The organism is Enterovirga sp. CN4-39, assembly GCF_049446235.1.
GTDB lineage: Bacteria > Pseudomonadota > Alphaproteobacteria > Rhizobiales > Beijerinckiaceae > Enterovirga.
In genome coordinates this window covers 1-21,223 of record NZ_JBMSEF010000032.1, presented here as the reverse complement: position 1 = coordinate 21,223, position 21,223 = coordinate 1, and the positions used below count along the sequence as shown (strand labels likewise).

Annotated in this window: 22 protein-coding genes; 14 read left to right on the top strand and 8 right to left on the bottom strand. The window is 68.6% G+C overall.

Translation table 11 applies throughout. From position 1 onward, the window contains the following. Window positions 1-33: 33 nt before the first annotated feature. Window positions 34-1,512 (bottom strand): DEAD/DEAH box helicase, encoded by a 1,479-nt coding sequence (locus ACO2SS_RS27365; RefSeq protein ID WP_423281035.1) that lies wholly within the window; start codon window positions 1,510-1,512, stop codon window positions 34-36. A gap of 187 nt (window positions 1,513-1,699) precedes the next feature. Next, window positions 1,700-1,948 carry a hypothetical protein gene (locus ACO2SS_RS27360; RefSeq protein ID WP_423281034.1) on the bottom strand — a complete coding sequence of 83 codons (249 nt, stop codon included), beginning with the start codon at window positions 1,946-1,948 and terminating at the stop codon, window positions 1,700-1,702. Between the two features lie 256 nt (window positions 1,949-2,204). On the opposite strand from ACO2SS_RS27360, the gene ACO2SS_RS27355 reads away from it, so the two are divergent. Next, the gene (locus ACO2SS_RS27355) at window positions 2,205-3,053 is read left to right on the top strand and encodes an outer membrane protein (protein ID WP_423281033.1); all 849 of its coding nucleotides are present in this window, start codon (window positions 2,205-2,207) and stop codon (window positions 3,051-3,053) included. A 174-nt stretch (window positions 3,054-3,227) separates the two neighbouring features. Here the strand turns inward: ACO2SS_RS27355 and parE are convergent, their stop codons facing one another. The 3 genes from parE to ACO2SS_RS27340 all read right to left on the bottom strand — a co-directional run bounded on the left by parE (window position 3,228) and on the right by ACO2SS_RS27340 (window position 9,055). Beyond that, window positions 3,228-5,318 (bottom strand): DNA topoisomerase IV subunit B, encoded by a 2,091-nt coding sequence (parE, locus tag ACO2SS_RS27350; protein ID WP_423281032.1) that lies wholly within the window; start codon window positions 5,316-5,318, stop codon window positions 3,228-3,230. A gap of 130 nt (window positions 5,319-5,448) precedes the next feature. After that, window positions 5,449-8,136, bottom strand: a complete 2,688-nt coding sequence (topA, locus tag ACO2SS_RS27345) for a type I DNA topoisomerase (RefSeq protein ID WP_423281031.1) — start codon at window positions 8,134-8,136, stop codon at window positions 5,449-5,451. Between the two features lie 100 nt (window positions 8,137-8,236). Next, window positions 8,237-9,055, bottom strand: a complete 819-nt coding sequence (locus ACO2SS_RS27340; RefSeq protein WP_423281030.1) for an isocitrate lyase/PEP mutase family protein — start codon at window positions 9,053-9,055, stop codon at window positions 8,237-8,239. Window positions 9,056-9,170: 115 nt separating this feature from the next. On the opposite strand from ACO2SS_RS27340, the gene ACO2SS_RS27335 reads away from it, so the two are divergent. From ACO2SS_RS27335 to dprA, 6 genes are read left to right on the top strand one after another with little or no spacing between them, the layout of a single operon-like run. After that, on the top strand, window positions 9,171-10,115 hold the full coding sequence (locus tag ACO2SS_RS27335) for an aspartate carbamoyltransferase catalytic subunit (protein WP_423281029.1): 945 nt from the start codon (window positions 9,171-9,173) through the stop codon (window positions 10,113-10,115). Window positions 10,116-10,128: 13 nt separating this feature from the next. Further along, complete coding sequence (locus tag ACO2SS_RS27330) at window positions 10,129-10,347, top strand: type II toxin-antitoxin system HicA family toxin (RefSeq protein ID WP_423281028.1); 219 nt, start codon at window positions 10,129-10,131, stop codon at window positions 10,345-10,347. After that, entirely contained in the window at window positions 10,347-10,733 is a 387-nt protein-coding gene (locus ACO2SS_RS27325) for a type II toxin-antitoxin system HicB family antitoxin (protein WP_423281027.1), read from the top strand. Before ACO2SS_RS27330 ends, ACO2SS_RS27325 begins: the two co-directional genes overlap by 1 nt. Then, window positions 10,730-12,040, top strand: coding sequence for a dihydroorotase (locus ACO2SS_RS27320; RefSeq protein WP_423281026.1), 1,311 nt, complete (start codon window positions 10,730-10,732; stop codon window positions 12,038-12,040). The genes ACO2SS_RS27325 and ACO2SS_RS27320 overlap by 4 nt, the downstream gene beginning before the upstream one ends. Next, on the top strand, window positions 12,037-12,639 hold the full coding sequence (gene plsY / locus ACO2SS_RS27315) for a glycerol-3-phosphate 1-O-acyltransferase PlsY (RefSeq protein WP_423281025.1): 603 nt from the start codon (window positions 12,037-12,039) through the stop codon (window positions 12,637-12,639). The genes ACO2SS_RS27320 and plsY overlap by 4 nt, the downstream gene beginning before the upstream one ends. After that, window positions 12,636-13,844 carry a DNA-processing protein DprA gene (gene dprA, locus ACO2SS_RS27310; protein WP_423281024.1) on the top strand — a complete coding sequence of 403 codons (1,209 nt, stop codon included), beginning with the start codon at window positions 12,636-12,638 and terminating at the stop codon, window positions 13,842-13,844. The genes plsY and dprA overlap by 4 nt, the downstream gene beginning before the upstream one ends. A gap of 3 nt (window positions 13,845-13,847) precedes the next feature. Here the strand turns inward: dprA and ACO2SS_RS27305 are convergent, their stop codons facing one another. Both ACO2SS_RS27305 and ruvX read right to left on the bottom strand, forming a co-directional pair. Next, complete coding sequence (locus tag ACO2SS_RS27305) at window positions 13,848-14,102, bottom strand: hypothetical protein (protein ID WP_423281023.1); 255 nt, start codon at window positions 14,100-14,102, stop codon at window positions 13,848-13,850. Between the two features lie 65 nt (window positions 14,103-14,167). Next, entirely contained in the window at window positions 14,168-14,659 is a 492-nt protein-coding gene (gene ruvX / locus ACO2SS_RS27300) for a Holliday junction resolvase RuvX (RefSeq protein WP_423281046.1), read from the bottom strand. 98 nt (window positions 14,660-14,757) lie between these two features. On the opposite strand from ruvX, the gene ACO2SS_RS27295 reads away from it, so the two are divergent. From ACO2SS_RS27295 to ACO2SS_RS27275, 5 genes are all read left to right on the top strand, one after another. Beyond that, window positions 14,758-15,465 (top strand): metal-dependent hydrolase, encoded by a 708-nt coding sequence (locus ACO2SS_RS27295; RefSeq protein ID WP_423281022.1) that lies wholly within the window; start codon window positions 14,758-14,760, stop codon window positions 15,463-15,465. A gap of 142 nt (window positions 15,466-15,607) precedes the next feature. After that, entirely contained in the window at window positions 15,608-16,078 is a 471-nt protein-coding gene (locus ACO2SS_RS27290; protein WP_423281021.1) for a hypothetical protein, read from the top strand. Window positions 16,079-16,145: 67 nt separating this feature from the next. Beyond that, on the top strand, window positions 16,146-16,433 hold the full coding sequence (gene gatC / locus ACO2SS_RS27285; protein ID WP_423281020.1) for an Asp-tRNA(Asn)/Glu-tRNA(Gln) amidotransferase subunit GatC: 288 nt from the start codon (window positions 16,146-16,148) through the stop codon (window positions 16,431-16,433). A 59-nt stretch (window positions 16,434-16,492) separates the two neighbouring features. Next, window positions 16,493-18,007 (top strand): Asp-tRNA(Asn)/Glu-tRNA(Gln) amidotransferase subunit GatA, encoded by a 1,515-nt coding sequence (gene gatA / locus ACO2SS_RS27280; RefSeq protein WP_423281018.1) that lies wholly within the window; start codon window positions 16,493-16,495, stop codon window positions 18,005-18,007. Between the two features lie 7 nt (window positions 18,008-18,014). Further along, window positions 18,015-18,299 (top strand): hypothetical protein, encoded by a 285-nt coding sequence (locus ACO2SS_RS27275; protein WP_423281017.1) that lies wholly within the window; start codon window positions 18,015-18,017, stop codon window positions 18,297-18,299. A 37-nt stretch (window positions 18,300-18,336) separates the two neighbouring features. Here ACO2SS_RS27275 and ACO2SS_RS27270 read toward each other — a convergent pair whose 3' ends face one another. Continuing rightward, window positions 18,337-18,645: a hypothetical protein gene (locus ACO2SS_RS27270; protein ID WP_423281016.1), complete on the bottom strand. Its 309-nt coding sequence runs from the start codon at window positions 18,643-18,645 to the stop codon at window positions 18,337-18,339. Window positions 18,646-18,949: 304 nt separating this feature from the next. Between ACO2SS_RS27270 and gatB the strand changes: the two genes are divergently transcribed. Together gatB and ACO2SS_RS27260 are read left to right on the top strand one after the other, a co-directional pair. After that, complete coding sequence (gatB, locus tag ACO2SS_RS27265; protein WP_423281015.1) at window positions 18,950-20,419, top strand: Asp-tRNA(Asn)/Glu-tRNA(Gln) amidotransferase subunit GatB; 1,470 nt, start codon at window positions 18,950-18,952, stop codon at window positions 20,417-20,419. A gap of 158 nt (window positions 20,420-20,577) precedes the next feature. Then, the coding region (locus ACO2SS_RS27260; RefSeq protein ID WP_423281014.1) for a hypothetical protein at window positions 20,578-21,223 on the top strand (646 nt) is incomplete at its 3' end.

The window sequence follows — 21,223 nt, the reverse complement described above, 5'->3', positions numbered from 1 at the left end:
CCAAGAACCCGTTAAAGTTGTGAATGTTGGGATCTATGTGTCGGACTTCTTGAGCACAGGGCGTGCAAGAAAGGCCGGGACATGATCGCCCAGCCCGATCACCCGCGGCTCGTCGGCTGAACTATGGGCCGAGTGGCGCGGATCGCGCCCGCGGACTTCCTGACCTCGGTCCCGCGCCGGGCGGCTCTCGCGCGGCGGACGGCTCTCGCGTGCGGGGCGACTTTCGCGCGGCGACCGGCTCTCCCGCGCGGAACGGCTCTCGCGCGCCGGGCGCGGCTCCCGCTGGCTCGGGTCGCGCTCGTCGTGGCGGGAGGATGCGGAGCGCTGCCCGCCCCTCCGGGCGCTGGATTCGCGACGCGGACGGGCGCCATCGGATCCTAGCTCCGCCAGGGTCGGCCCCTCCCAGGTCACCGACTGGGCCGTGAGCGATTCGATTGCGGCCAGGGACTTCTCGTCGCCCGGGCCGACGAGCGTGTAGGAATGGCCGAGGCGTCCGGCCCTCCCGGTCCGCCCGATCCGGTGGACGTAGTCCTCCGCGTGGTGGGGGACGTCGTAGTTGAAGACGTGGCTGACGGCCGGAATGTCGAGGCCGCGGGCCGCGACGTCGCTCGCCACGAGGAGGCTGACGGATCCGTTCCGGAAGCTCTCGAGCGCCGCCATGCGGGCCCGCTGGTCCATGTCCCCATGGAGCGCGGCCACGCTGAAGCCGTGGCGCAGGAGCGAGCGGTGCAGCACCGCCACGTCGCGCTTGCGATTGCAGAAGATGATCGCGTTCTTGAAGTCGGGAGTCGTCCTGATCAGTTCGCGAAGCCGCTCCCGCTTGTCGGCAGGGTCGGCACCTGTCGCGACCAGCCGCTGCGTGATGGTCGCGGCCGTGCTGGCGGCCTTGGCGACCTCGGCGCGAACCGGATTGTGCAGGAAGGTGTCCGCCAGCCGCGTGATCTCGGGCGGCATGGTGGCGGAGAAGAAGAGCGTCTGGCGCGTGAAGGGCACCAGCTTCACGATGCGCTCGATATCCGGGATGAAGCCCATGTCGAGCATGCGGTCCGCCTCGTCGATGACGAGGAGCTCGACACCCGTCAGGAGGAGCTTGCCGCGCTCGAAATGATCCAGGAGGCGTCCGGGCGTCGCGATGAGCACGTCCACGCCGCGCGTCAGCTTCGCATCCTGGTCGGCGAAGGAAACGCCCCCGATGATCAGCGCGACCGAGAGATTGTGGTTCGCGCCGTAGCGGTCGAAATTCTCCACCACCTGGGCGGCGAGCTCCCGCGTCGGCTCGAGAATCAGCGTGCGGGGCATCCGTGCCCGCGCCCGCCCACTCTCGAGAAGGGTCAGCATCGGCAGGACGAAGGCGGCAGTCTTTCCCGTGCCGGTCTGGGCGATGCCGAGCACATCGCGCCGTGCCAGCACGTGGGGAATGGCCTGGGCCTGAATGGGGGTCGGCTGCGAATAGCCCGCGGCCGTCACCGACTGCAGGACCTTGTCGCTTAGTCCGAGGTCTGCGAACGACATTCTGTAAGATGACCAACGCCGCCGCGCGTCACGGCGAACACAAGATAATGTCGGGAAGCAACGCCGACGCGGGCCTTTGGTTGTGACCAGAGGACGAAATCAAGGCCAGGCGGTACTGATTTCGTTGCCAAGGGCCAAAATGTCAATCGTGGTGCGCGCTTAGGCGAGATTTTGCGGTCCGCGCGCCTCAGGGGCGCTGCCGGCCGGTGCAGGGATCGAGCGTCGTCGCGGCGGCGGTCCTGAGAATCGACCCGGTCGTGGTCGGATCGTTGCTCCCGAGGGATGTGGCCGAGGCCAGCCGCGCCAGCGTGCCGTTGTCGAGGGCTGGCCCCGCTAGCCAGTACGACGCGCAGAACGACAGGAAGCCGATCGCGAGTGCGGTCTTGGCCGCCCACATCAGCACCGAACGCCGTCCGTTGTTCCCAGCCTCGAACATTGTCGCTCCGCAGGAGATCCACAGAAGCTTCGCCGTTCATGGTAAAGGTTGCGTTGCCGCGATGCCGATCCCTTCCGGTTAGGGAGATCCTACCGCATTGGGGAGCGCCCCACCGGTCGGTTTAGGACTTTGGAAGGGTTGTTGCTTAGTACCAGTGGCCGGGGTTGCTGACGGATGTTGCCTTGAGGTGACAGACGGACAAGCTGGCTTCCATTACAAGAGCACCCGGACCACTGACCTCAGATTGGATTCCCATATGAAGAAAATACTCCTGTCGTCGGTCGCCTTGCTCGGCCTCACGGCCGGCGCCATGGCTGCCGACCTCCCGTCCCGCCGGGCTGCTCCGGCTCCGTACGTTGCGGTTCCGGTCTTCACCTGGACCGGCTTCTACGCCGGTGTGAACGTCGGTTACGGCTTCGATGTCGGCTCGAACACCAACAGCGGCGTTGCCGTTGGTCCTGGCGGCACCACTCCGGCTGGCGTGTTCACCCCCGGCACGACGGTGTTCCCGGGCGGCACGGGCAACCGTGACGGCTTCGTCGGCGGTGGCCAGCTCGGCTACAACTACCAGATCGGCAGCTTCGTGATCGGCCTCGAGGCCGACATCCAGTACGCCGACCTGGTCAGCAACCGTTCGGCCGTGACCGGCTTCGGCGCTGGCAGCGGCCTGGCTGCTCCCTTCACGGCCTTCGCGCCGGCTGGTGGCAACCGCGCTGGCATCGAGTGGTTCGGTACCGTCCGCGGTCGCGTCGGTTACGCCTGGGATCGCCTCCTGGTGTTCGGCACCGGCGGTTTCGCCTACGGCGACGGCCCGACGGAGTGCAACTCGGTTGGTCCGCTGGGCCTGGCCGGCCGTTGCACGAGCGGCGACATCCGCACCGGCTGGGCGGCTGGTGGTGGCGTCGAGTACGCCTTCACCCCGAACCTGACCGGCAAGATCGAGGCGCTCTACGTGAACCTCGAGCGGACCAACGCTTCGCGCTACATCGGCGATGCGTTCTCCCCGGCTGGCGCCACCCCGGTCTTCCTGACCGGCTCGCGCGCTCGCGACGAGGAGTTCGTGGTGGTTCGCGCTGGCCTGAACTACAAGTTCAACTCCTTCTAAGCCGTCACAGGCTTGGGAACGAAGGCCCGGGGGCAACCCCGGGCCTTTTTCGTTTGGGAGGCCGGAAGCGCGACGAGGCGCGCCGGACACCGCACGGCCGCAACGAGAAAAGCCCCGGCATCGCTGCCGGGGCTTTCTGTTTGGAGGGGGCTGCGGGCCGGGGGCCTGCCCAGCTCAGATGTCCAGCGCGGCCTCGTCCGCGAAGGCGGCCCGCTCCTGGATGAAGGCGAAGCGCGCCTCGGGCTTGTTGCCCATCAGGCGCTCGATCGTGTCGCCCGTCCCGTCCTCGTCCTCCGGCACGACGGTGACCCGCAGCAGCGTCCGCTTCTTCGGGTCCATGGTCGTTTCCTTGAGCTGCGAGGGCAGCATCTCGCCGAGACCCTTGAAGCGACCGACCTCCACCTTCCCGCTTCCCTTGAAGACGGTGCGGATCAGCTCCTCCTTGTGCGCATCGTCGCGCGCATAGACGGTCTTGGCGCCCTGCGTCAGCCGGTAGAGCGGCGGGACGGCGAGATAGAGGTGGCCGTTGTCGATCAGCTTGTGGGTCTGCCGGTAGAAGAACGTGATGAGGAGGGACGCGATATGCGCGCCGTCCACGTCCGCGTCGGTCATGATGATGACCTTCTCGTAGCGGAGCTCCTCGTCCTTGTAGTGGCTCCCCGTGCCGCAGCCGAGCGCCTGGATCAGGTCGGAAAGCTGCTGATTCTGCACGAGCTTGTCGCGGCCGGCTGAGGCCACGTTGAGGATCTTGCCGCGCAGCGGCAGGATGGCCTGGCTCGCCCTGTCGCGCGCCTGCTTGGCGCTGCCGCCGGCCGAGTCGCCCTCCACGATGAAGAGCTCCGATCCGGCCGCGCCGGCCTTGGTGCAATCGGCGAGCTTGCCGGGAAGGCGCAGCTTGCGGGTCGCGCTCTTGCGGGCAACCTCCTTCTCGGCGCGCCGGCGGAGGCGCTCCTCGGCGCGCTCGACCACCCAGTCGAGCAGCTTGTTGGCCTGGGCGGGCGAGGCCGCGAGCCAGTGATCGAAGGCGTCGCGCACCGTGCCTTCGACGATTCGCGCCGCCTCCTGCGTGGCGAGCTTATCCTTGGTCTGGCCCTGGAACTCGGGCTCCCGGATGAAGACGGACAGCATGGAGGCGCATTGCGCCATGACGTCGTCCGTCGTGACGGCCGCCATGCGCTTGCCCTGGTTCACGCGCTCGGCGTGCTCGCGAAGGCCCCGCAGCAGCGCGACCCTGAGGCCGCTCTCGTGCGTGCCGCCCTCGGGCGTCGGAATCGTGTTGCAGTAGGAGGTCGAGAAGCCGTCGGCGTCGGCCAGCCAGGCGACGGCCCATTCGAGCGAGCCGTGCCCGCCGGGCTTCGTCACCTTGCCCGAGAAGATGCCCTCCGCGATCTGCGTCGTGCCCTCGATCTCCTTCAGCAGGTAGTCGCGCAGGCCCCCCGGGAACCGGAAGGTCGCCTCCGGCGGGACGTTGTCGATCCCCGCGAGGAGCGACGGCGCGCATTTCCAGCGGATCTCGACGCCGCCGAAGAGATAGGCCTTGGAGCGCGCCATCTTGAAGACGCGGCGCGGGCTGAATTTCGCATCGGCCCCGAAGATCTGCGCGTCCGGGTGGAATCGCACCTTCGTGCCGCGCCGGTTCAGCACGCGGCCGACCTCCTTCACGGGACCCTGCGGCAGTCCGCGCGAATAGATCTGGCGATAGAGCGTCTGGTTCCTGGCGACCTCGACCTCCAGCACGTCCGAGAGCGCATTCACGACGGAGACACCGACGCCATGCAGGCCGCCGGAGGTCTCGTAGACCTTGGAATCGAACTTCCCGCCGGCATGGAGCGTGGTGAGAATCACCTCGAGCGCCGACTTCTTCGGGAACTTGGGGTGCGGGTCGATCGGGATGCCGCGGCCGTTATCGGTCACGGTGAGGAAGCCGCCTTCCTCCAGCTCGACCTCGATGAAGGTCGCATGGCCGGCGACCGCCTCGTCCATCGAGTTGTCGATCACCTCGGCGAAGAGGTGGTGGAGCGCCTTCTCGTCCGTACCGCCGATATACATGCCCGGCCGGCGGCGGACGGGCTCGAGCCCCTCCAGGACCTCGATGGCGGAGGCGTCGTAATTGGCCTCGGCATTCGCCGGCGGCGGGGAAAGGGGGCGGGTGCGTGACGCCCGCGCCGGTGCCGCGGCCGCGGGGCTGGCCGGGGCAGTGGCATTGCGGGACTGGGCGAGCTTGCGCAACGCGGCGCCGCCGCCGAATAGGTCGCTTTCGGCCATCTCGTACTCAACTCGGGTGATTCGCCGGGAATCACCTTAACGCAAGGCGGGTAAAGAGAACGAACCGTAAACCTTGCTGTCCCGGGGCTCCTCGTCGCAGCGCGAGGTCATGGCCCCGGTGGAGCGCGTCTCAGCTCTTCGCCTTTGCCTTCTTCGGCGATGCCGCCTTCTTGGTCTTCGCGGCGGGGGTGGTCTTCGAAGCCGCCGCCCGCTTTGCCGGCGCCTTCGCGGCCGTGCTCTTCGTGCGGGAGGCGCCGCGCTTGCCCTTCGAGGGACCGGCCGCCCGGCGCGCGGCCAGGAGCTGGACCGCCTCGTCGAGGGTCAGGGCATCGGGCGCCTTGTCCCGCGGCAGCGTCGCGTTCGTCTCGCCGTCCGTGACATAGGGCCCGTACCGGCCGGCCTTCAGGGTCACGGTCTTCCCCGTCTCGGGATCGGGGCCGAGCTCCTTGCCGGGGTCCTGCGTGCGGCCGCCGCGGCCACCGCCGGCCTCCTTCGTCATCACGAGATCGACGGCCCGGTTCGCCCCGATCTCCAGAATGTCCTCGCCCGGCCCGAGATTGGCGTAGGTCTTCCCGTGCTGGACATAGGGTCCGTAGCGGCCGATTCCGGCCAGGATCGGCTCGCCCGTCTCCGGGTGGCGGGTCACTTCGCGCGGAAGGGCCAGATAGGCGAGGGCGCGCTCGAGGTCGAGCGAGGCGGGGTCCACGCCCTTCGGGATGGACGAGCGCTTGGGCTTCTCGCCGTTCTCGGCCTCGCCGAGCTGGATGAAGGTGCCGAAGCGGCCATCCCGGATCGACACGGGCAGGCCCGTCTCCGGATCGTCGCCGAGAAGCCGCACGCCGGGCGTCGCCGTCCCGCTGCCATCCTCGGCATTCGCGGCCGGCACTGCGAGCTGCCGGGTGTAGCGGCATTCGGGATAGTTCGAGCAGCCGATGAACGAGCCGAACTTGCCGAGCTTCAGCGAGAGCTGGCCCTGGTGGCAGTTCGGGCAGAGGCGCGGGTCGGATCCGTCGGCCTTCGGCGGGAAGATATGCGGGCCGAGAAGCTCGTTCAGCGCATCGAGCACCTGCCCGGTGCGCAGCTCCTTCGTGTCGTCGACCGCCTTGGCGAAGCTCGTCCAGAAGTCGCGCAGGACCTGCTTCCAGTCGATCTCGTTGTTCGAGATCCGGTCGAGCTGCTCCTCGAGATCCGCCGTGAAGTCGTACTCGACGTAGCGGCGGAAGAAGCTTTCGAGGAAGGCCACCACGAGCCGTCCCTTGTCCTCCGGGACGAGGCGCTTCTTCTCGAGGCGCACGTATTCGCGCTCGCGCAGCACGGCGAGCACGGCCGCGTAGGTAGAAGGCCGGCCGATGCCGAGCTCCTCCATGCGCTTGACGAGGCTCGCTTCCGAGAATCGGGGAGGGGGCTCGGTGAAATGCTGCGTGGCCGCGATGCGGCGGCGCTCGAGATTTTCGCCCTGCCGCATGGGCGGAAGGCGGCGCTCGTCCTCGTCCTCGCCGCCGGCGCCCGGCTCGGGATCGTCCCGGTCCTCGCGATAGAGGCGCAGGAAGCCGTCGAACTTCACGACCTGGCCGGTGGCGCGCAGGTCGAGGCGCCGCGGCCCGACCTGGGCCTCGATGTCGACCGTCGTGCGCTCGAGCTCGGCCGATTCCATCTGGCTCGCGACGGTCCGCGTCCAGATCAGGTCGTAGAGTCGTGCCTGGTCCGGATCGAGCCGGTTGGCGACCGAGGCGGGGAGGCGGCCCATGTCGGTCGGGCGGATCGCCTCGTGCGCTTCCTGCGCGTTCTTGGCCTTGGTCGAGTAGCGGCGCGGCGCCGAGGGAAGATAGCGGTCGCCATATTCCTGGCCGATCACGCGGCGGGCGGCCTGGATCGCCTCCGGCGCCATGTCGACGCCGTCCGTACGCATGTAGGTGATGAGGCCGATGGTCTCGCCGCCGATCTCCACGCCTTCGTAGAGCCGCTGCGCGACCCGCATCGTATGGGCGGGGGCGAAGCCGAGCTTGCGCGAGGCCTCCTGCTGCAGGGTCGAGGTGGTGAAGGGCGGCTGGGGATGCCGCTTGGCGGGCTTCGCCTCGACCGAGGCGACCCGGAAGGTCGCAAGCTCCAGGTCGCGGCGGAACTGCTCGGCCTCCTCGCCGGTGCCGACATCGAGCCGCGAGATCTTGCGTCCGTCGGCGCCGACCAGCCGCGCCTCGAACACGGCGCCCTGGCTCGTGGCGAGATGCGCGACGATGGACCAGTACTCGCGGGCGACGAAGGTCTCGATCTCGAGCTCGCGGTCGCAGACGAGCCGCAGCGCGACCGACTGAACACGGCCGGCCGAACGGGCGCCCGGGAGCTTCCGCCAGAGCACGGGCGAGAGCGTGAAGCCGACGAGGTAGTCGAGCGCGCGGCGGGCGAGATACGCATCGACCAGCGCCGTGTCGATCTGGCGGGGGTTGCGCATCGCGGCGGCGACCGCGTCCTTCGTGATGGCGTTGAAGGTGACGCGCTCGATCGGCGTGTCCTTGAGGACCTTCTTGTCCCGCAGCGCCTCCACGACGTGCCAGGAGATCGCCTCGCCTTCGCGATCCGGGTCGGTCGCGAGGATCAGCTTCTCGGCGCCGCGCACGGCCTTCGCGATCTCGGCGACGCGCTTCGCGCCGCGGCTCTCCACCTCCCAGATCATCCGGAAATCGTGATCGGGGTCGACCGACCCGTCCTTGGGCGGCAGGTCGCGGATATGGCCAAAGGACGCCAGAACCTCGTAGCCGGGGCCGAGGTACTTGTTGATCGTCTTCGCCTTGGCGGGCGATTCCACGACGACGACTTTCATGCGCCGATAGCGCCTTGTCCGCTGCGAATGGAGGGGATCGGCCGAGGAGGCCTGCCGGCTTAACTGGTGCAGCGATCGCCTTAAGTCAAATCCGGCCCCGTCACGCGCCTGGCAGCAGGGCCCCGATCTCGCGGCTCGGGAGCGCGTCGAGCGCCCGCCCGAGCCGGCCGCCGGCCATCTCGCGGGCCATAGTGTCGAGCTCGGTCATGGCGCGCCGATACAGGGCGCCGCCGAGGCTGATGCGCTTCACGCCGGCAGCCGCGAGTTCCTCGACCGTCAGGTCCTTGAAGGCTCCCGTCATGACGAGGTTGACGGGCTTCGGCGCGACCGCTCCCGCGATCGCCCGCACGGCATCGAGGTCGGGCAGCCCGGGCGCGTAGACGACGTCCGCCCCGGCCTCCGCGAAGGCGACGAGGCGACGGATCGTATCGTGGAGGTCCGGCCGGCCGTGCAGGTAATTGTCGGTACGGCCCGTCAGGAGAATCCTGCCCTGGGCGACCTCGGCCGCGCGCCGCACCCGTCTCACGGCCGCATCGAAGTCGTGGATGGGGTTCTCCGGATCGGCCGTCGTGTCCTCTATCCCGAGGCCGCCGAGGCCGGCCGCGATCGCCGCCTCGACGGTGCGGGCGCAATCCTCGGGATCGGGCCCGAAGCCGTCCTCCAGATCGCCGTTCACCGGCAGGCCCGTCAGGCGCGAGAGGAGCGCGGCATTGTCGACCGCATCCTCCAGGCTGACGGCATGGGCCCCGTCCTGGCGGCCCATCGCGAAGGCAATGGCGAGGGAGGAACTCCCGAGCGCCTGGAAGCCGGCCCGCTTCAGGAGCACGGCCGACGCGCCGTCCCACGCATTGGGCATCACGAATGCGCCCGGCTGCTCGTGCAACGCTCGAAACCGCTCGTAAGCCGCAGCCTGGGACATTCGTCATTCCTCCTTCGGGGGGGCTCCGGCTAGCGTGATCGAGTTGCGGATGAAATGCACCAGCCGGTACGGGCTTGCTGGCCCAGCGGCCGGACCCTATAGCCCTCGCCTCAGCATGGACCCCGCCCGCGCCGTCTTCCCCCACCGCCACCTCCTCGGGATCGAGGGGCTTTCGCCAGGGGACATCACGGCGCTCCTCGACATGGCCGACGAGGCCGTCGACGTCTCCCGGCAGGTCGAGAAGAAGAAGGCCACCCTGCGCGGCCGGACGCAGATCAACCTGTTCTTCGAGCCCTCGACCCGGACCCAGTCCTCCTTCGAGCTGGCCGGCAAGCGCCTCGGCGCCGACGTCATGAACATGTCCGTCGCGTCCTCCTCCGTGAAGAAGGGCGAGACGCTGATCGACACCGCCGCGACGCTGAACGCGATGCGGCCGGACATCATCATCGTCCGCCATCATTCGGCGGGCGCCGTGCATCTCCTGGCCCGGAAGGTCGATTGCTCCGTGGTGAATGCCGGGGACGGCGCGCACGAGCATCCGACGCAGGCGCTCCTCGACGCCCTGACCATCCGGCGCAACCGCGGCCGCATCCAGGGCCTGATCGTCGCGATCTGCGGCGACATCCTCCATTCGCGGGTGGCGCGCTCGAACATCATCCTGCTGCAGGCGCTCGGCGCCAGGGTGCGGGTGATCGGCCCCTCGACCCTCATGCCGGCGGGCATCGACCGCTTCGGCGTCGAGGTGTTCCGCGACATGCGCAAGGGCCTGGAAGGGGTCGACATCGTCATGATGCTGCGCCTCCAGCGCGAGCGCATGAACGGGTCCTTCGTGCCGTCCGTGAAGGAATACTTCCGCTATTACGGCCTGGACGCCGAGAAGCTCTCGGCCGCCAAGCCCGACGCCCTCGTCATGCATCCGGGGCCGATGAACCGGGGTGTCGAGATCTCCTCGGAAGTCGCTGACGGCGCTCAGTCTCTCATCCGCGAGCAGGTGGAGATGGGCGTCGCCGTGCGGATGGCCGTCCTGGAAGCGCTCGCGCGCAATCTGCCCAACGTATGATGCGGCGCTTGACGTGCCGCCTCGCGACTTCGACCTTGATATCCGGGAGATCCGCCGCCGCCTGGAGCGGGAGGGGTGGCGCACAACCCGCGCGGCCGGATCTCACGACGTGTATAAGCATCCTGACAGCGAGGATCGCATTCCTGTACCACGAGGGCGCGGCGATCTCCCGATCGGGACCGCTCGGGCCATCGCGATGACGGCTGGCTGGACGAACAAGGAGCGCCGCTGATGACGAACTACATCGGCATTCTGGAGAAGGAACCCACCAGCCTGTGGGGCATCTGGTTCCCCGACCTGCCCGGCTGCGTAACCGCCGCGGAAGACGCGGAGACATGCATCGCACAAGCCTCGGAGGCGCTGGAGCTCTGGGTGGAAGACGCCATAGCCTCGGGGCAAGCACTTCCGCCTGCCCGGACCCTGGACATCCTCCGGCAGGATCCGGACGTGGCCGAAGCGCTGGCGAAGGGCGACGCAGCCGTGCTCGTGGCCTTGCCGATCCAGGACCTCGGTTTCGATCGTTCGACCTGGAAGCAGCTAGATACGCGCGCGGCCGAAAGGGGCCTCACGCCGCTGGCCTTCGTGCGCGAAACGGTCCTTGAGAAGCTCGCGAGTTGAACACCTCTTTCTTCACCGTCCTGACCAACGCCCGCCTTGTCGATCCTTCCACCGGGCGGGACGGCGGCGGCGCACTCCTCGTGCGCGACGGCGTCATCGCCGATGTCCACTGGGGCGCTCCGCCCGCGGCGCCGGAAGGCGCGCAGGTGGTCGATTGCGAGGGCTGCGTCCTCGCGCCGGGCCTCGTCGACATGCGGGCCTTCGTAGGGGAGCCGGGCGCCGAGCACCGCGAGACGCTGAAGAGCGCGAGCGAGGCGGCCGCTTCGGGCGGCGTGACGACCATCGTGTCAATGCCGGACACCAACCCGGTCGTGGATGACCCTGCGATCGTGGACTTCCTGCTCCGCCGGGCGCGCGACACGGCCGTGGTGCAGATCCACCCGGCCGCCGCGATCACGAAGCGGCTGGAAGGCCGGGAGATGACCGAGATCGGGCTGCTGCGCGAAGCCGGCGCCGTCGCCTTCACGGATGGTGCGCGCGGGATCGCCTCGGCCGGCGTGATGCGGCGCGCCCTCACCTATGCGCGGGACCTCGACGCCCTCCTGATGCCGCACCTCCAGGAAGAGAGCCTGGTGGGCAGCGGCGTCATGAACGAGGGCGAGCTCGCCTCGCGCCTCGGGCTCGGCGGCATCCCGCGCGAGGCCGAGACCCTGATGCTGGAGCGCGACATGCGGCTCGTGCGGCTCACGCAGGGCCGCTACCACGCCGCCATGATCTCCTGCGCCGATTCGGTGGAGATCCTGCGGCGGGCGAAGGATGCGGGGCTGAGGGTGACCTGCGGCGTCTCGGTCAACAATCTCGCCCTGAACGAGAACGACGTCGGGGACTACCGGACCTTCTGCAAGCTCTCCCCTCCGCTGCGGCACGAGGATGACCGGCAGGCCGTCATCCAGGCCCTGGCCGAGGGGCTGATCGACGTCGTGGTGTCGGATCACAACCCGCAGGACGTCGAGACGAAGCGGCTGCCCTTCGCGGAGGCGGCCGACGGCGCCGTCGGCCTCGAGACGCTGCTTTCCGCCTCGCTCCGCCTGGTTCACGAGGGCTCCGTCACGCTGCCGGCGCTCCTGGCGGCGCTCTCGACCCGGCCCGCGGAGATCCTGGGCCTGCCGTGCGGACGGCTTGCCCCTGGCGCGCCGGCCGATCTCGTCCTCTTCGACATCGACAGGCCCTACGTGCTCGACAAGCGGGATCTGCGCTCGCGCTCCAAGAACTCGCCGTTCGACGAGGCGCGGCTCGAGGGTAAGGTCGTGGCGACCTATGTCGGAGGACGGTGCGTGCATGGCGAGGTTCGGCAGGTGAGCGCATGAGCGGCTTGCCCTGGAGCGCCATCGCGGCCGGCCTCCTCCTCGGATACCTACTCGGTTCGGTTCCCTGGGGGCTTCTGCTCACCCGCATGGCGGGGCTCGGCGACGTCCGGGCGATCGGCTCCGGCAATATCGGGGCGACCAACGTCCTCCGGACGGGCCGGAAAGGGCTCGCCGCCGCGACCCTCCTGCTCGACGCGCTAAAGGGCACGGTCGCCATCCTGATCGCGCTGCGCCTCCTCGGCCCGGAGGCGGCGGTCGCGGCGGGCGCGGGGGCGTTCCTCGGGCACGTCTTCCCGGTCTGGCTCGGATTCAAGGGCGGCAAGGGCGTCGCCACCTTCATCGGCTGCCTCCTGGCGCTCGACTGGCGGGTCGCGCTCGGCTTCGCGGCGGTCTGGCTCGCTGTGGCCTTCGCCTTCCGGTACTCGTCGCTCGCGGCGCTGATCGCCTCCTTCCTGACGCCCTTCGCGTTCTGGTTCCTCGGCGAGGCGCCCACCGCCCTCGTCATGGCGCTTCTGGTCGTCGTGCTCTGGTTCAAGCACCGGCCGAATATCGAGCGCCTCCTCGCCGGGACCGAAGGCCGGATCGGCCAGAAGGGATGAGCCGGCCCTCGCTCACGGACGAACAGCGGCTCGATTGGCTGCGTCTCATCCGGAGCGAGCGTGTCGGACCCCGGACCTTCCGGGCCCTCATCAACCAGTTCGGGGGCGCCCAGGCGGCCCTGGAGGCGCTTCCCGGCCTCGCCCGTCGCGCCGGGCGCCTGACCCTCAAGGTCGCCAGCAGGGCCGAGGCTGAGCGCGAGCTGGCCGCGCTGCACCGGCTCGGCGGACGCTTCGTGGCCCAAGGCGAGCCTGACTACCCGCGCGCACTCCTGGCCGTCGACACGGCCCCGCCGCTCATCGCCGTGCGAGGCTCGGCCGAGATCCTGTCCCGCCCGACGGTCGCCGTGGTCGGCTCGCGAAACGCCTCGGCCGCCGGCGGGGCCTTCGCCGAACGGCTCGCCTCGGAGCTCGGACGGGCCGGCTACGCTGTCGTGTCCGGCCTCGCCCGCGGCATCGACACGCGGGCGCACCGGGCGGCTTTGCCGACCGGCACGGTGGCGGTCCTCGCGGGCGGTCACGAGCGGATCTACCCTGCCGAGAACGTCCCGCTGCTCGATCGGATCATCGCCGAGGGCGGGGCGGCTTTGAGCGAGATGCCCGTCGCCTGGGAGCCGCGCGGCCGCGATTTCCCGCGGCGGAACCGCATCGTGTCGGGATTGTCCTACGGGGTGATCGTGGTCGAGGCGGCCCGTCGCTCGGGCTCGCTCATCACGGCACGCTTCGCCCTGGAGCAGGGCAGGGAGGTCTTCGCCGTGCCGGGCTCCCCGCTCGACCCGCGGGCGGAGGGGACGAACGACCTGATCCGCTCGGGCGCGACCCTGTGCTCGGCCGCCGAGCACGTCACCTCGGTTCTCGAACCGCTGATCGGCAGGGTTGCTTCAGACGAGCCCGTGCCGCCAGGCCTCTATCGCGAGCGGAGGAGCGCCTACGCGGCCGAGGAAGAGCTGTGGGACGAGCTCGACGGTTTCGACGCTCCACCCTCATCCGCGACCCTCTTCGAGGAGGAGCCCGCGACAGTGCCGCGGAACGAGAGCGACCGGGATCGGGTGCTTGCGCTGCTCGGGGGTGCGCCCGTCTCCCCGGACGAGCTGGCCCGGCAGGCCGACCTGCCGATCCGCAGCGTCCAGCTCGCCCTGGTCGAGCTGGACATGCAGAACCTGGTCGATCGCCACCCGGGGAACGGCGTTTCGCGCCGGGCCCGCTAGGCCTCAGCCCTCGACGGCCTCGCGCGCGAGCCGCCGCGCAGTGTTCGCGGCCTCGAGCTGAGCGATGTCCAAGAGATCGCCAAGTACTTCGAGCTTCGAGCCGCGGGCGAGAGAAGCAAGCTCTGTCGTGATATCCGCGATATAGGCAGCGGTGCTCTCGGGCGGGATGGCGCGAGGAGGCGCCTCGTCAAGCTCGGCTGGAGAGCCGCGAGGCGTCCGATCGTGTCCGTTCACTTGATCGGCCCGAGACGTCTTCATCCCTGTATATCCGCCCGTCAGACCCTCGCGAGTCTACATACAACCACAGAGCATATCAATATGGGCTATTCTTCATCAAAGGTTGTATCTCGGTCGGCTGTCCGGATGCGGTCGAGCGCGCCCTGGAGGATGTAGGCAGCCGCCATCCGGTCGACGACCTCGGCACGGCGCGCCCGGGACGCGTCCTGCTCGATCAGCGCCCGCTGGACGGCCGCGGTCGAGAGGCGCTCGTCCCAGAACGCGACCGGAAGCGGTAGGAGGCGGGAGAGATTGCGCATGAAGGCGCGGGTCGCCTGCGCGCGCGGGCCCTCGCTTCCATCCATGTTCACGGGGAGGCCGGCGACGAGGCCGCCGACATCGTAGCGGCTCGCGATCGCGACGATCCGCTCGGCATCCTTGGCGAACTTCGCCCTGGCTATCGTCTCGAGCGGAGTCGCCATGCGCCGCTCGACATCCGAGGTCGCGAGCCCGATGGTCTTCGTGCCGATATCGAAGCCGAGAAGTCGCTTGCCCCGCGGCAATTCGGCGAGGGCGGCGAGCGCCGGATCGAGCGCGATCACGTCAGTCGTCCCTCCCCACCGCCCAGGCCGCGCCGGACTTTCGGCCGGGCCGAACCGCCGGTAAGGGGGACGAAGCGAAACGGAGACGCACGCCCATGAGGATCACCTGGTTCGGCCATTCCGCCTTCCGGATCGAGTTCGGTGAAAAGATCGTCCTGATCGATCCCTTCTTCACCGGCAATCCCGGATTTTCCGGGGATCCCGAGAAGGCGGCCGAGGGCGCGACGCACATTCTTCTCACGCACGGTCATTCGGATCACATCGGTGACACGATCGACATCGCCAAGCGCACGGGCGCCAAGGTCGTGGCGAATTTCGAGATCTGCATGTGGCTCGCCAACCGCGGCGTCACCACGATCGATCCGATGAATTCGGGCGGCACCACCGACCAGGGCGACGGCTTCAAGGTCACCATGGTCCGGGCCGATCACAGCTCCACGATGATCGACGGCGAGGTGTTCACGCCGCTCGGCAACCCGCACGGGCTCATCCTGACCGCGCCCGGCGAGCCGACGGTCTACCACATGGGCGACACCGATCTCTTCATGGAGATGGAGCTCATCCAGGTCCTGCATCACCCCGACGTCCTGCTCGTCCCGGTCGGCGACCGCTTCACGATGGGTCCGGAGCGGGCAGCCTACGGGGTCAAGCGCTTCTTCAAGCCCCAGGCCGTCATCCCGTGCCATTTCGGCTCCTTCCCGATCATCGCGCCGAATGCCGACGCTTTCGTCGAGGCTATGGAAGGGAGCGGCATCCAGGTCATCACGCCCCAGTTCGGAACCGAGGTAACGATCAGGGGTTAACTCTGAATCATCACGCCCCTTAATGGGGCGTGACTTCTCTACATTGCCGGTGGCATAAGCCTGTTTACGGTTCATTAACCGTTTACTGGGCGTACGCGTCATGGGCGGCTCTAACGATTCGGATGCGAACCTCCGCCGCGCTGTGGCGGTGGTCGACGAAGAAATTTCGGATCGGAGCTGGCAGCAGCTTGATCTCGGCCTGACGTCGCTGCCCCGGCCGGCGGTGCCACCCGCGGCATCCTTGAGCGCGCCGGCCTCGGGCGCGGTCCGGTCCTTCTCCGAGACGGGCCGGGCGCTGACGGAAATCCTGCAGGCGCGCGCCCGGAAGTCGGTTCCGACCACGGCCTTTGTCACGATCGGCCAGGGCGGCCCCCGCCGCCAGCCTCGCCTGCGACCTCCGCCGCCGCCACCGTCACCACCCCAGCGGCCCGTCGTCCGTTCGGCAAATGACAATACGGCCGGGGCAGAGCACCGCTCGGTGTGGCGCGATCTGGTGTTTTTGCTGGTCCTCGCCGCAACGGTTGCCGGCGCCTTCTGGAGCGGCCGCGTCAACGGCATCCAGCGCGTCATCGTCGTGCCGGAGGCCGTGACCCCCAATTCGGTCGTAACCTGACGAGCTTGGTTGTCCGGGCGAGAGCGGCGGTGCTATAGCCGCCCATCACCGTCATCCCGAGGAACCTATGTCGGTCGACCAGGCGACTGTCCGCCGGATCGCGCGTCTTGCCCGCATCCGGCTCGACGAAGCGGACGTGCCCCAGATGCAGGGCGAACTCAACGCGATCCTGTCCTTCGTTGAGCAACTGAACGAAGTGGACGTGAGCGGCGTCGAGCCCATGACGTCCGTCATCCCGATGGCGATGAAGATGCGGGATGACGTCGTGACCGATTGCGGCGACGTCGCCTCCATCCTGGCCAATGCGCCGGTCACCGAGGACGGGTTCTTCGTCGTTCCCAAGGTGGTCGAGTAGTCGCCGCCTCCGCCCGTTCCCGTCACCGCGCCGGCAGCAGGCCGGCTCCGAAGCGATCCATGACCGATCTCACTCATCTCACTCTCGCCGAGGCGCGCGACGCCCTGAAGGCCGGCAAGGTGTCCGCGACGGAGCTGACGCAGGCGCATGTGGCCGCGGTCGAATCCGCCAGGGCCCTCAACGCCTATGTCCTCGAGACGCCCGAACTGGCGCTGGAAGGCGCCGCGCAGAGCGATGCGCGCCTGGCGCGCGGGGAGGGCGGGCCGCTGGAGGGCATCCCGCTCGGGATCAAGGACCTGTTCTGCACGAAGGGCGTGCGGACGACGGCCTGCAGCCGCATCCTCGGCGAGTTCACGCCAACCTACGAATCCACCATCACGGCCAATCTCTGGCGTGACGGCGCCGTCATGCTCGGCAAGCTCAACAACGACGAATTCGCGATGGGCTCGTCGAACGAGACCTCGTGCTTCGGCCCGGTCGTGTCGCCCTGGCGCCGCCGCGGCTCGAACGTCCATGCCGAGGCGAGCGAGGGCATCGTCGGCCAGCACCTCGTGCCGGGCGGCTCCTCCGGCGGTTCGGCCGCGGCCGTGGCGGCCCGGCTGTGCCTCGGCGCCACCGCGACCGATACCGGCGGCTCGATCCGCCAGCCCGCCGCCTTCACGGGGACGGTGGGGATCAAGCCGACCTACGGGCGCTGCTCGCGCTGGGGCGTGGTGGCCTTCGCCTCCTCGCTGGACCAGGCCGGGCCGATCGCCCGCACGGTGCGCGACAACGCGATCCTGCTCCGCTCGATGGCCGGGCACGATCCGAAGGACACCACCTCGGCCGATATCGCGGTGCCCGATTTCGAGGCGGCGGTCGGCCGCGGCGTCAAGGGGCTGAGGATCGGCATCCCGAAGGAGTACCGGCTCGACGGCACGCCGGCCGAGATCGAGGCCCTCTGGGCGCGCGGCGCCGAGTGGCTGCGCGATGCGGGCGCCGAGATCGTGGAGGTCTCGCTGCCGCACACCAAGTACGCCCTGCCGGCCTATTACATCGTCGCGCCCGCGGAGGCCTCCTCCAACCTCGCCCGCTATGACGGCGTGCGATACGGGAACCGGGTTCCGGCCAAGGACGTGATCGGGCTCTACGAAGGCACCCGGGCCGAAGGCTTCGGCCGCGAGGTGAAGCGCCGCGTCATGATCGGGACCTACGTCCTCTCGGCCGGCTATTACGACGCCTATTACGTCCGCGCGCAGCAGATCCGGACGCTGATCAAGCGCGACTTCGAGCAGGTCTACGCCTCGGGCGTCGACGCGATCCTCACGCCCGCCACCCCTTCCGCCGCCTTCGGCATCGGCGAGAAGGGTTCGGCGGATCCGGTCGAGATGTACCTGAACGACGTCTTCACCGTGACGGTGAACATGGCCGGCCTGCCGGGCATCTCCGTCCCGGCCGGGTTCGACGCGCAGGGCCTGCCGCTCGGGCTCCAGCTCATCGGCCGGGCCTTCGACGAGGAGACGCTGTTCGCCGCCGGGCAGGTCATCGAGGACGCCGCCGGCCGGGTGACCATGCCCGACGCCTGGTGGGCCTGACGCGACCGTGGTCCCTGTTTTTTCGGTCTGGATCTGGGCCTTCTTCGATCCGGTCCTGATCGCGGTGGCCTTAACGCTTGGCTGGCGCGCCGATCAGAAGGGCAAGATCTTCATCGCGGCTATCGCGGCGCTCGCCATCACGCTGCTGGTCGACTGGCTGCTGACGCTCGCCGGGCTGCCGGTGCCCGCGCCCGTCTCCCGCACCGGGCCGACCCTGTTCCCGGTCCGGACGGTCGGAGCCGTGGTCTGGGCGGCGGTCGGGTATGCGGCGCGCCGGGCGCTTCGCCGCTGACGGTAGCCGGCCGGGCGAGGAGCCCGGCCTGTGTCCGCTACTGCTTGTTCTGCGTTTCGGTGTCGGTCTGGGCCGGGTTGGACAATTTCAGGCTCGGCACCGGGGCGGGCGCGTTGCTTCGGCTGATGCTGCCCGTGGTCAGGTCGTTCTGCGCCCGTCCATTCAGGTTGTCGGTGTCGTAATAGACGAACGCGAGCAGCCCGCCGGCGACGAGCATGCCGCCCATCAGGAAGGCACCGAAATGCGAGCCTTCGTCTTCCGCCTCGTAGCCGGTGAACCGATCATCGTCCCGCAACTCGAATTCCGGCAGGCTGCTGCCGGGCTCGTCCTTTCTGTCGAGAGCCATGGAGAGAACTCCAATTCCATCTGTCGTTGTCTTCACAACGCCTCGGCAAAGGATCGGTTTCGGGATGCCGATATGCGCATGAATCGGGGGCTCGCATGCGAGCGATATACATTGGCTCTAACGCCTAGCTTGGCTTCTAGACTGCCCGTCTAGGCCAAGCGCCGGATGATGAGCTTGGCAATAGATGGTGGGGGAGGGCGCGGGATTCCACACCCGCCACCTGCCCGGGCTCGGCGCCCTTCGGTCGCAGGTTGACCGGCCGGCCGCTCCGTCCTTACTGCACGCAACGAATTGGACTGACCTCATGAACGCCGCCGTGGACCCCAAGAAGCTGATCAAGGGCGCGATCGACGATTGGGAAGTGATCATCGGCATGGAGATCCATGCCCAGGTCACCAGCAAGTCGAAGCTCTTCTCCGGCGCCTCGACGGCGTTCGGCGGGCCGCCGAACGATCATGTGTCGCTGGTCGATGCGGCGATGCCCGGAATGCTGCCGGTCATCAACGCGGAATGCGTCGCGCAGGCCGTCCGGACGGGGCTCGGCCTCAAGGCCCAGATCAATCTGAGGTCGGTGTTCGACAGGAAGAACTACTTCTATCCCGACCTGCCCCAGGGCTACCAGATCAGCCAGTACAAGAGCCCGATCGTCGGCGAGGGCGTCGTCACGGTCGACGTCACGCCCGAGGAGACCATCACGGTCGGCATCGAGCGGCTGCATCTGGAGCAGGATGCCGGCAAGTCGATCCACGACCTGTCGCCGACCGAGAGCTTCGTCGACCTCAACCGCTCCGGCGTCGCCCTCATGGAGATCGTCTCCAAGCCCGACATGCGCTCCTCGGAGCAGGCCAAGGCCTATGTGTCGAAGCTGCGCACGATCCTGCGCTATCTCGGCACCTGCGACGGCGACATGGAGAAGGGCAACCTCCGCGCCGACGTGAACGTCTCCGTGCGCCGGCCGGGCGAGCCGCTCGGCACGCGCTGCGAGATCAAGAACGTGAACTCGATCCGCTTCATCGGGCAGGCGATCGAGTACGAGGCGCGGCGCCAGATCGGCATCATCGAGGACGGTGGCAAGATCGACCAGGAGACCCGGCTCTTCGATCCGGGGCGGGGCGAGACGCGGTCCATGCGGTCCAAGGAGGAGGCGCACGATTACCGCTACTTCCCGGATCCGGACCTGCTGCCGCTCGAGGTCAGCCAGGCCTATGTGGACGACCTCGCGCAGCACCTCCCGGAACTGCCGGATGCCAAGAAGGCGCGCTTCATCGCCGAGTTCGGCCTGACCCCCTACGATGCCGGCGTGCTCGTCGCGGAGCGGGCTTCGGCCGACTACTTCGAGGCGGTCGCCGCTGGCCGCGACGGCAAGGCTGCCGCGAACTGGATCATCAACGAGCTCTTCGGCCGCCTGAACCGGGAAGGGAAGGGTATCGAGGACAGCCCCGTCTCCGCCGCCCAGCTGGGCGCGATCGTCGACCTGATCGGCGAGAAGGTCATCTCGGGCAAGATCGCGAAGGACCTCTTCGAGATCGTCTGGACGGAGGGCGGCGAGCCGCGCGAGATCGTCGAGAGCCGCGGCATGAAGCAGGTCACCGATACGGGGGCGATCGAGGCGGCCGTCGACCAGATCATCGCGGCCAATCCCGAGAAGGTGGAGCAGGCCAAGGCCAAGCCGACGCTGCTCGGCTGGTTCGTCGGTCAGGTCATGAAGGCTACGGGCGGCAAGACGAACCCCCAGGCAGTAAACGAGATGCTCAAGCAAAAGCTCGGGATCTGATAGTCGCGGGAGGTATAGCGTCCCGACCGGAGAGCTGAACGAATGTTCATCTTCGGGGTTTTCTTCGCCGGATCGTAGTTGTCCGGCGTATAGCCTGGAACTTGGCGGATTGTCTGGCGTTCCTCGACCATCGTGACAATGGTGAAGAGGATACGCCTATGAGAATTGTCGCTCTCGGGCTGGCAGCCGCCTTGATCGGCAGCACTGCACTCGCCCAGACTTCGACAGGTTCAGGATCCGGCGCGGCCGGTGGTGCCTCCGGGCTCGGTTCGAGCCCCGGCGCCGGCGCGGCCAGCTCCGGCGCATCGGCAGGCGGCTCGCAAGGTGCCTCGTCCGAAAGCCGCGGCGGCGGCAGCATGGGCCGTTCGAGCGAGCGCAGCGGCGCCGCTCAGGTCGGGTCGGAGCGCCGTTCCTCCGGGTCGGCCCAGGTCGAGACCGGCTCGCGCCGCGAAACGGGCACGCGGGTCGGCGTGGAAGTCCGCGACCGTCCCTCCTCGGTGACCCATACCCGGACGCGCGTCCACCGCTCCGAGCCGGACGTGCAGGTCGTCCATCGCCGCCGCGGGACGCGGCATGTGACGGTCCACGAGGAATCCGCGCCCGCCGTCCAGAAGACGGTCATCAAGCGCAAGGCTGCCGCCAAGCGCGTCGTGTACAAGAAGAAGGGCACCAAGTACGTCGTGAAGAGCCGGCGCTATGTCGCCGAGCCGGCCCCGACGGTTCGCCGCCGCACGGTCGTGCGCAGCTATTCGGAGCCGGATAGCGTGACCGTCCGCAGCCGGCGTGGCCGCAGCTACGAGCGCG